The organism is Thetidibacter halocola, assembly GCF_018224955.1.
Taxonomy (GTDB): domain Bacteria; phylum Pseudomonadota; class Alphaproteobacteria; order Rhodobacterales; family Rhodobacteraceae; genus Thetidibacter; species Thetidibacter halocola.
Window position 1 is genome coordinate 59,274 of record NZ_JAGTUU010000007.1, and the last position, 12,349, is coordinate 71,622.

The window sequence follows — 12,349 nt, forward strand, 5'->3', positions numbered from 1 at the left end:
TCCGGCTATGAGTGACCACGTGACATATGGGCTGTCGGCCCTGCGCAGCAAGGCATTTGCGACAATCCTTGCCGTTCTGCCGCTGCCGCTTGCGGCAGAAACGGTGGATATCCTCGCGCTGGGCGACAGCCTGACGCAGGGTTACGGGCTGATCGAGGAGCAGGGATTTGTCCCGCAATTGCAGGCCTGGTTGCAGGCGCGCGGGCATGACGTGCGGATCGTGAACGGCGGCGTCTCGGGCGATACCACCGCTGGCGGACTGGCCCGCGTCGACTGGTCGCTGACGCCCGAGATCGAGGCGATGATTGTCGCGCTGGGCGGCAACGACCTGTTGCGCGGAATCGCGCCCGAAGTGTCGCGCGCCAATCTGGATGGCATCCTGCAGATGGCACAGGGGCGCGGCCTGCCCGTGCTGCTGATCGGCATGCAGGCGCCGGGTAATTACGGCCCGGACTACAAGGCCGCCTTCGACGCGATCTATCCCGATCTCGCAGCGCAATATGGCGCGCTTCACCTTGCCTCCTTCTTTTCCGGGCTGATGGAGGGGGGCGCGATGCCCGCCGAACCGGCCCGGTTCATGCAGCCGGATGGCATCCATCCCAATGCCGAGGGCGTGGCGCGCATCGTCGAGGCGGTCGGTCCCGAGGTCGAGGCGCTGATCCTTCGCGCCATCGATTAAGCCGGCCATTCCCGGGGTTGCCTTTCGGCACACGCGCCCCACTTACCCTACGGGTTAGAAGGAGCGACTCTCATGTCCAATGTCGAAGATCGGTTGAGCAGCCTCGACCATCAGCGCCTCGAGGCGCGTTACGAAGCGGCCAAGGCCCGAATCCTGCGCAACCGCCGGATCGAGAACGGGCAGGCCGGTGCGATGGTGTTCGCAGCCCTCGCCTATGGCGACGCGCTGGAGGAAAATGCACTGTTCGCGAAGGCCTCGCATTGGGCAAAGCTCGTCTGCATCGCAGCGGCGTTCGTGATTCCGAACCTGCTGGTGATCCGGGTTCTGCTGTAACAGGAGAGGGGGCCTTCGGGCCCGCGCCCGCCTTTCGGGTCGGCCGCTTGTCAGGCCAGGACGGGCTGTTCCGGGCAGGTCGGCCGCAAGGCGGCAGCCATGGCGGTAACCAGACCGAAGCCAACGGCGGTGGCCATGTAGAGCATGAAGGCAGAGAATAGTGGCAGGTTGAACGCCATGAGACCCGCCAGCGCGGCGACCAGCCCAAGCACACTGCCAAGAATAATACCGATGATCGCCATGCTTGTCCTCCGCGCTTCAACGTGCCGCGCACTTCCTTACAAATCGTTAATTGCGGCTGTTTCGGGCGGAATTGTGACGCCGGTCTGGCAGTCCTGCGGCGCAAGCGTCAAATGCCGCGGATCGCGCGCAGGGCAAAGGATGGCAGTCGGCGCGCCATCTGGCGCATGAGCGGACCGTATTCCGTCTCTCCTGCCATCAGGCGCAGGTATTCGCCGCGCAGGCTGCGCGAATTGCGGAAACTGCGGATGAAGGCGGGACGGAGCGCAGGGCGGAAAAGGATCTGGCGCAGCATCCGGGCCTGCCGAAGGCCCCGGTGGATCGGGTCCAGTGCCTGCTTGTAGCGGTCCAGCGCGCTATCCGGCGCGCCGGCACCCAGCGCCTGGGTTGCGGCCTGCGCAGCCAGCGCCCCGCTGGACAGTGCATGGGCGATGCCCTCTCCGGTAATCGGGTCGACAAGCCCGGCGGCGTCGCCCGCCAACAGCACCCTTCCACGTCCGGGCTGGGCGCGGAAGTCGCCGAAGGGCAGGAACTGGCCTTTGACCTTGTGCCCGCCATCCGCCCCCAGAAGCGCAACGTAGCGGGCCAGCGCGGCTTTCATGTCGGGGTTGCGGCGCAGTACGCCACCCACGCCGATCGTGGTGCCGCAGTGCTTGGGGAACTGCCAGCCATAGCCCCACTCGGCGGCGCCGAAGTCGATCCGCAGAGGCGTGTCCTCGTCCACCTCGGGATGCTCGATCTCGAGCGCAAAGCCGATCCGGTCCCGATCATAGGGTGCACCGAACAAGTGCCGCGCGACGGGGCTGGAGACGCCGTCGGCGGCGATAACCAGCGGCGCGCGCAGCACCGTGTCCCCCAGCGACAGCGTGCCCGACGCGGGGTCGAGGCTCCCATCCCGGCCGGTGAAATCCTGGGCGCCCGCCCGCAAGGCACAGTCTACCAGGTGGCGGTCGAAGTCGCGGCGCATGATGAGGTGGATCGGCGGAGCGCCGGGCGAGGCGCCCAGGTCGGCGCCGAACCCGTGGAAGTGAAAGCAGTCACGCCGGACCATTGGCGTTTCCGGTGCCTCGCGTCCGAAGATCGCGCGATATTGCCCCATCGCCCGCCCGGTCAGCCCGCCGCCGCAGAGCTTGTCCCGGGGAAAGCGGCGCTTGTCGACCAGAGCGACGCGCAGCCCGGCAGAGGCCGCGGTCATGGCCGCAGCGGCGCCCGCCGGGCCAGCCCCGATCACGATGAGGTCGAACGACACGCGTGCGCGGCGGTCAGAGAATGGTGACGGTGGTGCCGACGGGCACGCGTTCGTACAGGTCCATGACGTGTTCGTTCAGCATGCGGACGCAACCGTTCGACACCGACTGTCCAATCGAGCGGGGCGCAATCGTGCCGTGGATGGCGTTGTAGGTGTTGCGGCCATCCTGAAACAGGTACATCGCCCGTGCGCCCAGAGGGTTGCCCGGCCCGCCAGGCTGGACATAGTCGTTGCCGATGAACTTGGAATAGGTGCCGGGGTCGCGTTCGATCATCGCGTTGGTTGGCCGCCATGTCGGCCATTCCTTGCGCGCGCCGACGGAATAGGTGCCCGCCAGTTCCTGACCGGCCTTTCCAAGCCCTACACCATAGCGCATCGCGGTGCCCGGGCCGTCGACGAAGTAGAGAAAATGGGCACCCTGCAGGATCAGGATCTGCCCCGGTGCGATGTCGGGCTTGATGCTGACGCGCTGCGGGCGAAAGATCGGGCTCACCTCGAATGCATGGGCAGGCACGGCGGCCATGGCAGCGGCTGCGGCAAGAAATGTGCGGCGGGAAATCATGGTGGGGCTCTTTTCCGTTGAACAGATGCGGATTGCGCCATTCTTTTCCCGCCTTGGCCGGAATTCAATCCCGTCATCGGTCGAACCCTTGTCACGATGGCGTCAGAACAACATATAGGTTTGGACGAATACGACGGAGGTCGAGATGACGGCTGCCACCCTGACATGCCTTGCCTGCGGGCAGGGAAACCGTGTGCCATCCGACAGGAACCGCAGCGCGGCGCGATGCGGCACCTGTGGCGAGACGCTGTTTCCGGATCGTCCGATCGATGTTGATCCCGCGACGCTGCAAAAGGCGATCCGACGCGACACCGTTCCCCTGCTGGTCGATTTCTGGGCGCCCTGGTGCGGCCCCTGCCGGGCGATGGCGCCGGAATTCGCCAAGGCGGCGGCCGCGTTGCAAGGGGATGTCCGGCTGGTCAAGGTGGACACGCAGCGGTTTCCCGAGGCGGCGCAGACCCACGGTGTCCGGGGCATTCCGATGATGGCGCGATTCGAAGGCGGCAAGGAAACCTCCCGCCAGACCGGCGCGCTTCCCTCGGCGGCGATCATCGGGCTTGCGCGCGGGCACAGCCCGGCGCGCTAACCCTTCATTCCTTCGGGACATTGGCGTTGCGCCCGGCGAGGATGACGCTGATCGTGTAGGCCGCCGTCGGGCTCAGGCCCGCCATCACCGCCGCCGCTGCATTGGGACGCATCCGGCCGATGAAACCGGCCGCGAATTCCGGGTCCATTTCCTCGAACAGGGCGGCGGCCTGCTTGGGCTTCATGTTGGCATAGACATCGGTCAGGCGGGCGATATCGCTTTCTGCCGCGTCGCGGGCTGTGGACAGGGTCGCGCGCAGACGCGCCTCGGCATCCTCGAGTGCGACCAGCTTGCGGTCGACCTCGCTTTCGGCCAGCGACAGGGCCTGCATGCGGCGGTCGATCTCGGCCTCGCGTTTCGCGATCCGCTCCTCGCGGGCGGTCAGCGCCTCGAGCACGGGCAGAAGATCCGCCTCGCCGATGCTGGCCAGCCGGGGTGAGGGATTGCTGTGGTCCGTGGATTGCCCGGCCCCCGCGACATTCTCGAAAAGACCGGACCCTTCGCGGGCCAGCGCCTCTTCCGCGCCGATCGCGGCGCGGACCACGGCGGATGCGATCAGCAGGCCGCCGATCGTGGCCAGGGCGCCGCGCGCCTTGCGGCGGGGCATTCGCGCCTGTGCCGGTGCCCTTTTCCGAAACAGCCCGATCATCCCGCACTCCTGTTGCGAGGATGGCGGACAAAGACTGTGTCCAGCCGTTCCGGTTCCGGCGGCGGCGGCGCCTCCTTTGGCAGGTCATGCATGGACGCGACCAGCAGTTCCAGCCGCCGCGCCACGTCCTCGGCCCGCGCCGTCAGTTCGGTGAGTGATTCGCTGGAGGCGCTGGCGGTCTTCTGCGCCGTTTCCAGCGTCTTCGACAAGTCGTCGACCTGGGCGGACAGCACGGCGACCGCGCCCCCCACGCCATTTTCCAGATCGGTGAAGCGCGTCAGCCGGCGCGCCAGCACGAAACAGTACAGCCCCGCGCCAAGTGCTCCCGCCACCAGAAAAATGTCTGCGATCAGTTCCATCCCGTCCTCTCAGTTCAACACGAAATCAAGTATCAGCAGGTCCTGTACCCGCCCTTCGCCGACGACGAGCTTGATCCGGCGCAAGAGTTGCGCCCGGATGCGCACCAGGGCGGCGGCCTGTTGAAGATCCTCGGTTTGCAGCGCCCGCAGGTAGGTATTCATCACGTCCTGCACGCGGGGCAGGATCGCCAGCACCTCCTGCTCGTGCGCCTTGGGCACCTCGAGGCTGGCGCGGAACCGCAGATGTCCGGCCTGCATGGCCTGGCCCAGCGTGATCGTGACCGGCGGGACCTCGACGAAGGCGACATCGGGCAGGGGGCCGGTTTCCGGCAGGTCCTCGGCCGCATGTTCGGCCTCTTCAGCATGGGGCGAAGCCCCGCCTAGCAGGCCGGATTGCACGGCATAGAAACCGCCGCCGCCGCCGGCGATTGCCAGTACCAGACCAATGATCAGCGGCAGCCTGGATGGTTTTCCCGCCTTCGTGGCCGTGTCGTCGACGGTGGCGTCAGTCATTCTTAACCTCATCGCTCGAACAGGTTCCGTATAGGCGCAAAGGGGCTAACCGATTGTTAAGCCCGTTGGTCCAATCTGCCCCCAACCCGAACAGAACGTTTGGAGCGGAGGTCGGTCTTGCAGCAGTTCACGTCAGTCTGGAACGCGCTTGGTGCGCGTCAGCGCATCATTGTCCTGGGCGCGACGCTCGCCATGATCCTGTCCGTCTGGGGCCTTGCCCGCCTGGCCACGACGCCGAATCTCGCCTTGCTTTACGCTGGCCTGGAAAACGGCGCTGCGGGAGAGGTGGTCAAGGCGCTCGAGTCCCGGGGCGTGCCCTATGAGGTGCGCGGAGGGGCGATCTTCGTCCCCGAGGGTGACCGTGATTCGCTGCGCCTGACGCTCGCCAGCGAGGGGCTGCCGGCCAACGGCGCGCAGGGCTACGAGCTGCTGGACGGGCTGTCGGGCTTCGGAACAACCTCGCAGATGTTCGATGCCGCCTACTGGCGTGCCAAGGAGGGCGAGCTTGCCCGCACGATCGTCTCGAACCCGGCCATTGCGACGGCCCGTGTCCACATCGCCAACAGCAGCGCCAATCCCTTTCAGCGCAATGTCACGCCTTCGGCGTCCATCTCGGTCACGACGTCCGGTGGCGTGCTGACGCCGCAGCAGGCGCGGGCGCTGAAGTACCTCGTGGCGTCCGCGGTTCCCGGGCTCGACGCCGAACAGGTGGCGGTCATCGATGGCAAGGGCGGGCTGATCGGCGCCGAGGGCGAGGCGCCGGCGTCGCAGGCCGACGATCGCGCCGCACAGATGCGCGAGCGCGTGCAGCGCCTGATGGAGGCGCGGGTCGGCACCGGAAACGCCGTGGTCGAGGTCAGCGTCGATACGGTGACGGAGACCGAATCGATCCTCGAACGCCGCTTCGATCCCGAGGGGCGCGTCGCGATCTCGACCGATACCGAGGAACGGTCGGACAATTCGCAGGATGCCGGCGGCGGCAATGTCACCGTCGCCTCTAACCTGCCCGATGGCGAGGCCGGTGGCGGCCAGGGATCGCAATCGCAGGCCAACGAAACGCGTGAGCGGGTGAATTACGAGGTTTCCGAGACCACGCGCGAGATCACCCGCGCACCGGGCGCGATTCGCCGTCTCACCGTTGCGGTCCTGGTGAACGGCACCTACGCGCCCGACGCGTCCGGCGCGCAGCAGTTCCAGCCGCTGCCCGATGCCGAACTGGAGGCGCTGCGCGACCTGGTGTCCTCTGCCGTTGGCTTTGACGAGGCGCGGGGCGACCGCATCACCATCCGGTCGCTGCCCTTCGAACGCCCCGAAGGACTGGGAACCGGCCCGATCGAACCGGGCCTCTTTGCCGGCCCGATCGATGCGATGCGCCTGATCCAGATGGGGGTCGTGGCGGCCGTCGCCTTGATCCTCGGCCTGTTTGTGCTGCGCCCGATCCTCGCGCGCGGTCCCGCCGCCTCGGGCAATGCCGCCGCCCTGCCTGCCCCCGGTGCCGCTGCCCCCGAACCCCTGACCGGAGAGATCGAGCCTGATGGTGGCTTCCCGGACCTGCCGATGATGCAAGCCAGCAGCGGTGAATTCGGTGGCATGGGCATGGTCGATTTCGATTCGCCCACGCAAGAGGACCCTGTCGAGCGCCTGCGCGGCCTCATCCAGGAACGCAAGTCCGAGACGGTCGAGATCCTGCGCAGCTGGCTTGACGAGAAGGAGACCGCGAAATGAGCGCCTTGTGCGATTTTCTCGAGGATTTCAGCAGCACGCCTGCTTCCTCGACCGACATGGTCCCGATGATCGACGAGGCCGAGATCGAGGCGCATCGCCTTGCTGCCTTCGAGGAGGGCTATCGCGCCGGATGGGATGATGCGGTCAAGGCCCAGAGTGCCGATCAGGCGGCGTTGAGCGACGGGTTGCGGCAGGCGTTGCAGGACATGTCCTTCACCTATCACGAAGCCTATGGCCAGATGATGACCGCGATAACGCCGCTGCTCGAGGACCTCGTGCAGGTGCTGCTGCCGGGAATGGCGCGCGCCACGCTTGGGGCCCACGTGGTGCAGACCCTGAAGGATCTCAGCCACGAAATCGGCGCGCTGGACGTGGAACTCGCGGTCTCTCCCGACGCGATGGAGGCGGTAGCGCCCCTGCTGGAGCAGGATTTCGGCTTTCCGATCCGCCTGGTCGCGGATTCCGCGCTCTCGACGGAGCAGGCCGATCTTCGCTTCGGCCAGAGCGAACGGCAGATCGACCTGGCAGAGTTGCTCAACACGGTGACCGAGGCGGTCCAGGGCTTCGTGCACGATCAACGGAGGAAGACGGCAAATGGATGACCTTCACGTCAGTGAACACGCGGATCACGGCACGCCTTTCACCCGGGTGCCGATCGAGATCACCGTGTCGGTGGGCCGCGCCCGCCCCTTGGTGCGCGAATTGCTGCAATTGGCCGAGGGCGCGGTGCTGACTCTCGACCGCAAGCTCGAGGATCCGGTCGAGCTCTATGTCGGTGAAAAGCTCATTGGGATCGGCGTGCTCGAAGTCGTCGAGGGCGACGGCCAGAACCAGCTTGCCGTGCGCCTGACCGAGGTTGTCGGCATGAAGGGTCAGGCCTGAGCCATGCGGCTGTTCCTCGCCGCCCTGCTGCTGGTCCTGCCGGCCGCGGCCCAGGCGCAATCCCTGTCGATCGACCTGGGCGATGGCGGGTCGATCACCTCGACCAGTGTCCAGTTGATCGCGCTGATCACGCTGCTCAGCCTCGCGCCAGGCATCGCCATCATGGTGACCTGCTTTCCCTTCATCGTGACGGTGCTGGCGATCCTGCGCCAGGCCGTCGGGTTGCAGCAGTCGCCACCCAACATGCTGCTCGTCAGCCTGGCCCTGTTCCTGACCTATTTCGTGATGGAGCCAGTCTTTACCGAGGCCTGGCAGGCCGGCATCGACCCTCTCCTGCAAGAGCGGATCGAGATTGACGAGGCGGTGCCGCTTGTGCTTGACCCGTTCCGGGTCTTCATGGCCGGCCGAACCGACCCTGACACTTTCGCCGCCATGGCCGACCTGCGCCCCGATGCAGCCGGAACGACCCTGGCGCCCGAGGCGCCGCTGTCGGTCCTCGTCCCCAGCTTCATGCTGTCCGAGGTGGCGCGGGCCTTCCAGGTGGGATTCCTGATCTTCCTGCCCTTTCTCATCATCGACCTGGTCGTGGCCGCGGTGCTGATGTCGATGGGCATGATGATGGTGCCGCCGGCCATCGTCTCGCTGCCGTTCAAGCTGGCCTTCTTCGTCATCGCCGATGGTTGGGCGCTCCTGGCGGGCAGCCTTGTCCGGGGCTATTTCTGACGGCGACCCGCGCGGGGGCAAGCCGGGCGGGGAATCCCCGCCCTGACCTGTCAGCCCAGAACCTGCGCCACGGCGCGGGCGGTCTTGCCGGCGATCTCGTCCGCCTCCTCCCGGCTGAGGCAGAAGGGCGGCGCGAAGCCCAGGATGTCGCCTTGCGGCATGGCGCGGGCGATCACGCCCTGCTCCAGCAGCGCCGCCGCGATCCGCGGACCGACCTTGTCCGACGCGTCGAAAAAGCGCCGCTTGTCCCGGTCGGCGACGAAGTCCACCGCGGCCAGCATCCCCTCGCCGCGCACCTCGCCCACATGCGGATGTGCCGCCAGCGCGTCGCGCAGCACGGCGTTCAGGTAGGCACCGGTCTCTCCTGCCGCCTGGACCAGCCCCAGTTCGTCGATCAGCCGAAGGTTGGCAACGCCCGCTGCCGCGCCGATGGGATGGGCGGAATAGGTCCAGCCATGGCCGATGGGCCCGTTCTCGTCCGTGCCGCGTTCCAGCACCGCCCAGACCTTGTCGGACACGATCGACCCGGACAGGGGCGCATAGGCCGAGGTCAGGCCCTTGGCTATGGTGATAAGGTCCGGTTTCAGCCCGTAATGCGTCGAGCCGAACATCGACCCAAGCCGGCCGAAACCCGTCACAACCTCGTCGGCGATCAGCAGGATGTCATGCCGCGCAAGCACGTCCTGGATCGCGGTCCAGTAGCCAGCGGGCGGGGGCACGATGCCACCCGTGCCCAGTACCGGCTCGCCGATGAAGGCGGCGATCGTGTCGGCGCCTTCGCGGTCGATCAGCGCCTCCAGCTCTGCGACGCAATGCGCGACGAAACCGGCCTCGTCCATCGCTGGATCGGGACGGCGGAAGAAATACGGCGCTTCGGTGTGCAGAACCTGCGCCAGCGGCAGGTCGAATTTCTTGTGGAACAGCTCCAGCCCGGTCAGCGAGCCGGTCATCAGTCCCGAGCCGTGATAGCCCCGCCAGCGCGAGATGATCTTCTTCTTCTCGGGCCGGCTTAGGATGTTGTTGTAATACCAGACCAGCTTGACGTTGGTCTCGTTCGCGTCCGATCCGGACAGGCCGAAATAGACTTTCGACATGTGCGCGGGCGCGCGGTCCATCACCATCTTGGCCAGGGTAATCGAGGCTTCGGTCCCGTGGCCCACATAGGCGTGGTAATAGGCCAGCTCGCGCGCCTGGTCGGCAATGGCCTCGGCGATCTCGGGGCGGCCGTAGCCCACGTTCACGCAGTAGAGCCCGGCGAAGGCATCCAGCAGGCGGTTGCCCTCGCGATCCTCGATGTGACAGCCGGACCCGCCCGTCACCACCCGGTTGGGCAGGGCGCCGCGGGCGAAGTCGGCCAGGTGGGTCGAGGGATGAAAGAAGCTCTCGCGGTCCCACCGGTCGAGCTGGTCGTTGACAAGCATGACTCTCTCCTTGGTTTGGCGCAGCATAAGGGGTGACCGGCGGGGATGAAAGGCGGGCGGCGACAGTGTGTTGCACACAACCGACAAGGCAAGAAAGGGATTGAAGGATATTACCGCTGAATTTGACCCATGTTGTGCACAACATGGATGCCCGGAAAGCCCCCAACAATTCGCTGTCGCGGCGTTTCAAATGCTCCTAGTCTTGCGGCCATGACGGACCGCGACGCGATCTTTGACAGCCCCTATTCCTGGGGGCGGCTGGGCCTGACGCTGTTGATCGGCGTCATGGGCAATACCGGCATGTGGGTCGTCACCGTGATCCTGCCCGAGGTGCAGGAGACCTTTGGCGCGACCCGCGCGGCGGCCTCGATGCCCTATGTCATGACGATGATCGGCTTTGCGCTGGGCAACCTGCTGATCGGCCGAGCGGTGGACCGGTTCGGCGTCACGGCGGCGCTTTCGGGCGCGGCGGTGCTGATCTCGGTCGGATACGCGACGGCGGCGATGGCACCCTCGATGCTGGTCCTGAGCCTTTTGCAACTGGCCATCGGTTTCGGCACGGCGGCCAGTTTCGGCCCGCTGATCGCGGACCTGTCGCAATGGTTCCAGCGGCGGCGGGGGATCGCCGTGGCGGTCGCGGCCTGCGGCAACTACCTGTCGGGCGCGATCTGGCCGGTGCTGCTGGGATGGCTGGCGGCGGATGCGGGCTGGCGCTGGGTCTATTGGGCGCTGGCGGTGCTGACGCTGGTCATCATGCTGCCGCTGGCGCAGTTCCTTCGCCGCCGGGTGCCCGCCGATGCCTTGGCGCGGGCCGATGCCGCCGCCGCCGCACAGGCTCGCGCCACGGGCTTTTCGCCCGGCCAGTTGCAGGGATTGCTGGGCCTGGCGGGCATCGGTTGCTGCGTAGCGATGGCGATGCCGCAGGTTCATATCGTCGCGCTTTGCGTCGACATGGGCTTTGGCGCCGGGGTCGGGGCCGAGATGCTGTCGCTGATGCTGGTGGGTGGGGTACTGTCGCGGCTGGTTTCGGGCGTCATGGCCGACCGGTTGGGTGGCGTGCGGACGCTGCTGATCGGGTCGACCCTGCAATGCATCGCGCTGTTTCTGTATCTGCCCGCCGGCGGGCTGGTGAGCCTTTATGTCGTGAGCTTCGTCTTTGGCCTCAGCCAGGGAGGCATCGTGCCCTCCTACGCAGTGATCGTGCGAGAGTTCCTGCCCGCCCGCGAGGCCGGGGCGCGGGTCGGCCTGGTGATGATGATGACGATCCTCGGCATGGCGCTGGGCGGCTGGATGTCGGGCGCGATCCGCGACTGGACCGGCGATTATCAATGGGCCTTCATCAACGGGATTGCCTGGAACGGGCTGAACATCGCGATCATGGTGCTGATCCTGACGCGCGGCAACCGCGCGCGGCGCGGGGCCGTAGCCGCCTGAGGCGAGGGCGGAGGGGTGCTGCCTCCGCCCCTTCGGAGCTCCCCTGGGATACGTTCGGCCAGAAGAAGCCTAGAGGTCTTCGGGAATGTCGGCGTGCAGGTGCCGTTCGCCACGGGCGCGGGCCAGCGCGATCTGCCTCTCGCGCTCGCGGAAGCGGGCCTTGTCCTCGTCCGAGGTCTCGTCGATGCACATGTGGCAGGAGACGCCGTGTTCATATTCGGGACGTGTGCGATCCTCGGGCAGGATCGGGCGGCGGCAGGCGTGGCAAAGCTGGTGCGGTCCCTCGCGCAGGCCGTGGCCGACCGAGACGCGTCCGTCGAAGACAAAGCACTCGCCCTGCCAGGTGCTGTCCTCTGCGGGCACGTCCTCGAGGTATTTCAGGATGCCGCCCTTGAGGTGATAGACCTCGTCCACGCCCTGCCCGATCAACCAATTGGTCGATTTCTCGCAGCGGATTCCGCCGGTGCAAAACATCGCGATGCGCTTGTTGTGGAAGCGGTCTTTATTCCTCTCCCACCAGGCGGGAAAGTCGCGGAAACTGGCGGTCTCGGGGTCGACAGCGCCCTCGAACGTGCCGATGGCGACCTCGTAATCGTTGCGCGTGTCGATTACCGCCACGTCGGGGCTGCGGATCAGGTCGTTCCAGTCCTGCGGGTCGACGTAGTGACCGACGCGGGCGCGCGGGTCGACGTCAGGCTGACCCATCGTCACGATCTCGCGTTTCAGCCGGACCTTCATTCGGGCGAAGGGGCGGTCGGTGGCCTGCGACAGCTTCCACTCGAGATCGGTGCAGCCGGGCAGGGCGCGGATATGCGCCAGAACGGCGTCGATGCCCTCGGCGGGGCCAGCGATCGTGCCGTTGATCCCCTCGCGGGCCAGCAGCAGCGTGCCGGTGACGGCCTGCGCGCGGCACTGGTCAAGCAGCGGCTGTCGCAGCGCGGCCGGGTCGTCGAAGCGGGTGAAGTGATACAGCGCGCAGACGGTGAACATGGCG

16 protein-coding genes are annotated in these 12,349 nt (G+C 66.8%); 8 read left to right on the top strand and 8 right to left on the bottom strand.

The features are described 5' to 3' along the window. Positions 1 to 7 precede the first annotated feature (7 nt). Together KB874_RS16735 and KB874_RS16740 are read left to right on the top strand one after the other, a co-directional pair. Entirely contained in the window at positions 8 to 679 is a 672-nt protein-coding gene (locus KB874_RS16735; protein ID WP_212537705.1) for an arylesterase, read from the top strand. A 72-nt stretch (positions 680 to 751) separates the two neighbouring features. Continuing rightward, a complete protein-coding gene (locus tag KB874_RS16740; RefSeq protein ID WP_212537706.1) occupies positions 752 to 1,012 on the top strand; it encodes a hypothetical protein in 261 nt (86 codons plus the stop codon). A 50-nt stretch (positions 1,013 to 1,062) separates the two neighbouring features. Here KB874_RS16740 and KB874_RS16745 read toward each other — a convergent pair whose 3' ends face one another. The 3 genes from KB874_RS16745 to KB874_RS16755 all read right to left on the bottom strand — a co-directional run bounded on the left by KB874_RS16745 (position 1,063) and on the right by KB874_RS16755 (position 3,063). Then, the gene (locus tag KB874_RS16745; RefSeq protein ID WP_212537707.1) at positions 1,063 to 1,254 is read right to left on the bottom strand and encodes a hypothetical protein; all 192 of its coding nucleotides are present in this window, start codon (positions 1,252 to 1,254) and stop codon (positions 1,063 to 1,065) included. A gap of 107 nt (positions 1,255 to 1,361) precedes the next feature. Next, positions 1,362 to 2,501: a geranylgeranyl reductase family protein gene (locus KB874_RS16750; RefSeq protein ID WP_346346564.1), complete on the bottom strand. Its 1,140-nt coding sequence runs from the start codon at positions 2,499 to 2,501 to the stop codon at positions 1,362 to 1,364. A 13-nt stretch (positions 2,502 to 2,514) separates the two neighbouring features. Next, a complete protein-coding gene (locus KB874_RS16755; protein ID WP_212537708.1) occupies positions 2,515 to 3,063 on the bottom strand; it encodes a L,D-transpeptidase in 549 nt (182 codons plus the stop codon). A 145-nt stretch (positions 3,064 to 3,208) separates the two neighbouring features. On the opposite strand from KB874_RS16755, the gene KB874_RS16760 reads away from it, so the two are divergent. Further along, a complete protein-coding gene (locus KB874_RS16760) occupies positions 3,209 to 3,649 on the top strand; it encodes a thioredoxin family protein (protein WP_212537709.1) in 441 nt (146 codons plus the stop codon). 4 nt (positions 3,650 to 3,653) lie between these two features. On the opposite strand, the gene KB874_RS16765 is transcribed toward KB874_RS16760, so the two are convergent. From KB874_RS16765 to KB874_RS16775, 3 genes are read right to left on the bottom strand one after another with little or no spacing between them, the layout of a single operon-like run. Further along, positions 3,654 to 4,298, bottom strand: coding sequence for a MotE family protein (locus KB874_RS16765; protein WP_212537710.1), 645 nt, complete (start codon positions 4,296 to 4,298; stop codon positions 3,654 to 3,656). Next, positions 4,295 to 4,657 carry a hypothetical protein gene (locus KB874_RS16770; RefSeq protein ID WP_212537711.1) on the bottom strand — a complete coding sequence of 121 codons (363 nt, stop codon included), beginning with the start codon at positions 4,655 to 4,657 and terminating at the stop codon, positions 4,295 to 4,297. The genes KB874_RS16765 and KB874_RS16770 overlap by 4 nt, the downstream gene beginning before the upstream one ends. 9 nt (positions 4,658 to 4,666) lie before the next feature. Continuing rightward, the gene (locus KB874_RS16775; protein WP_212537712.1) at positions 4,667 to 5,170 is read right to left on the bottom strand and encodes a flagellar basal body-associated FliL family protein; all 504 of its coding nucleotides are present in this window, start codon (positions 5,168 to 5,170) and stop codon (positions 4,667 to 4,669) included. A gap of 117 nt (positions 5,171 to 5,287) precedes the next feature. On the opposite strand from KB874_RS16775, the gene fliF reads away from it, so the two are divergent. From fliF to fliP, 4 genes are read left to right on the top strand one after another with little or no spacing between them, the layout of a single operon-like run. Next, positions 5,288 to 6,895: a flagellar basal-body MS-ring/collar protein FliF gene (gene fliF, locus KB874_RS16780; RefSeq protein WP_212537713.1), complete on the top strand. Its 1,608-nt coding sequence runs from the start codon at positions 5,288 to 5,290 to the stop codon at positions 6,893 to 6,895. After that, positions 6,892 to 7,497, top strand: coding sequence for a FliH/SctL family protein (locus KB874_RS16785; protein WP_212537714.1), 606 nt, complete (start codon positions 6,892 to 6,894; stop codon positions 7,495 to 7,497). The genes fliF and KB874_RS16785 overlap by 4 nt, the downstream gene beginning before the upstream one ends. Continuing rightward, a complete protein-coding gene (locus tag KB874_RS16790) occupies positions 7,490 to 7,777 on the top strand; it encodes a FliM/FliN family flagellar motor switch protein (protein WP_212537715.1) in 288 nt (95 codons plus the stop codon). The genes KB874_RS16785 and KB874_RS16790 overlap by 8 nt, the downstream gene beginning before the upstream one ends. 3 nt (positions 7,778 to 7,780) lie before the next feature. Continuing rightward, a complete protein-coding gene (gene fliP, locus KB874_RS16795) occupies positions 7,781 to 8,500 on the top strand; it encodes a flagellar type III secretion system pore protein FliP (RefSeq protein WP_212537716.1) in 720 nt (239 codons plus the stop codon). Between the two features lie 50 nt (positions 8,501 to 8,550). Here the strand turns inward: fliP and KB874_RS16800 are convergent, their stop codons facing one another. Further along, complete coding sequence (locus KB874_RS16800; RefSeq protein WP_212537717.1) at positions 8,551 to 9,921, bottom strand: aspartate aminotransferase family protein; 1,371 nt, start codon at positions 9,919 to 9,921, stop codon at positions 8,551 to 8,553. 210 nt (positions 9,922 to 10,131) lie between these two features. Between KB874_RS16800 and KB874_RS16805 the strand changes: the two genes are divergently transcribed. Continuing rightward, positions 10,132 to 11,355, top strand: a complete 1,224-nt coding sequence (locus KB874_RS16805) for an MFS transporter (protein WP_212537718.1) — start codon at positions 10,132 to 10,134, stop codon at positions 11,353 to 11,355. 69 nt (positions 11,356 to 11,424) lie between these two features. Here the strand turns inward: KB874_RS16805 and trhO are convergent, their stop codons facing one another. Next, positions 11,425 to 12,345 (bottom strand): oxygen-dependent tRNA uridine(34) hydroxylase TrhO, encoded by a 921-nt coding sequence (gene trhO / locus KB874_RS16810; RefSeq protein ID WP_212537961.1) that lies wholly within the window; start codon positions 12,343 to 12,345, stop codon positions 11,425 to 11,427. Positions 12,346 to 12,349 lie beyond the last annotated feature (4 nt).

Excerpts from the sequence above, each read along its gene's own strand:
- KB874_RS16735 (WP_212537705.1), top strand. The coding sequence starts at position 8 with ATGAGTGACCACGTGACATATGGGCTGTCGGCCCTGCGCAGCAAGGCA.
- KB874_RS16740 (WP_212537706.1), top strand. The coding sequence starts at position 752 with ATGTCCAATGTCGAAGATCGGTTGAGCAGCCTCGACCATCAGCGCCTC.
- KB874_RS16745 (WP_212537707.1), bottom strand. The coding sequence starts at position 1,254 with ATGGCGATCATCGGTATTATTCTTGGCAGTGTGCTTGGGCTGGTCGCC.
- KB874_RS16755 (WP_212537708.1), bottom strand. The coding sequence starts at position 3,063 with ATGATTTCCCGCCGCACATTTCTTGCCGCAGCCGCTGCCATGGCCGCC.
- KB874_RS16760 (WP_212537709.1), top strand. The coding sequence starts at position 3,209 with ATGACGGCTGCCACCCTGACATGCCTTGCCTGCGGGCAGGGAAACCGT.
- KB874_RS16765 (WP_212537710.1), bottom strand. The coding sequence starts at position 4,298 with ATGATCGGGCTGTTTCGGAAAAGGGCACCGGCACAGGCGCGAATGCCC.
- KB874_RS16770 (WP_212537711.1), bottom strand. The coding sequence starts at position 4,657 with ATGGAACTGATCGCAGACATTTTTCTGGTGGCGGGAGCACTTGGCGCG.
- KB874_RS16775 (WP_212537712.1), bottom strand. The coding sequence starts at position 5,170 with ATGACTGACGCCACCGTCGACGACACGGCCACGAAGGCGGGAAAACCA.
- KB874_RS16785 (WP_212537714.1), top strand. The coding sequence starts at position 6,892 with ATGAGCGCCTTGTGCGATTTTCTCGAGGATTTCAGCAGCACGCCTGCT.
- KB874_RS16790 (WP_212537715.1), top strand. The coding sequence starts at position 7,490 with ATGGATGACCTTCACGTCAGTGAACACGCGGATCACGGCACGCCTTTC.
- fliP (WP_212537716.1), top strand. The coding sequence starts at position 7,781 with ATGCGGCTGTTCCTCGCCGCCCTGCTGCTGGTCCTGCCGGCCGCGGCC.
- KB874_RS16800 (WP_212537717.1), bottom strand. The coding sequence starts at position 9,921 with ATGCTTGTCAACGACCAGCTCGACCGGTGGGACCGCGAGAGCTTCTTT.
- KB874_RS16805 (WP_212537718.1), top strand. The coding sequence starts at position 10,132 with ATGACGGACCGCGACGCGATCTTTGACAGCCCCTATTCCTGGGGGCGG.
- trhO (WP_212537961.1), bottom strand. The coding sequence starts at position 12,345 with ATGTTCACCGTCTGCGCGCTGTATCACTTCACCCGCTTCGACGACCCG.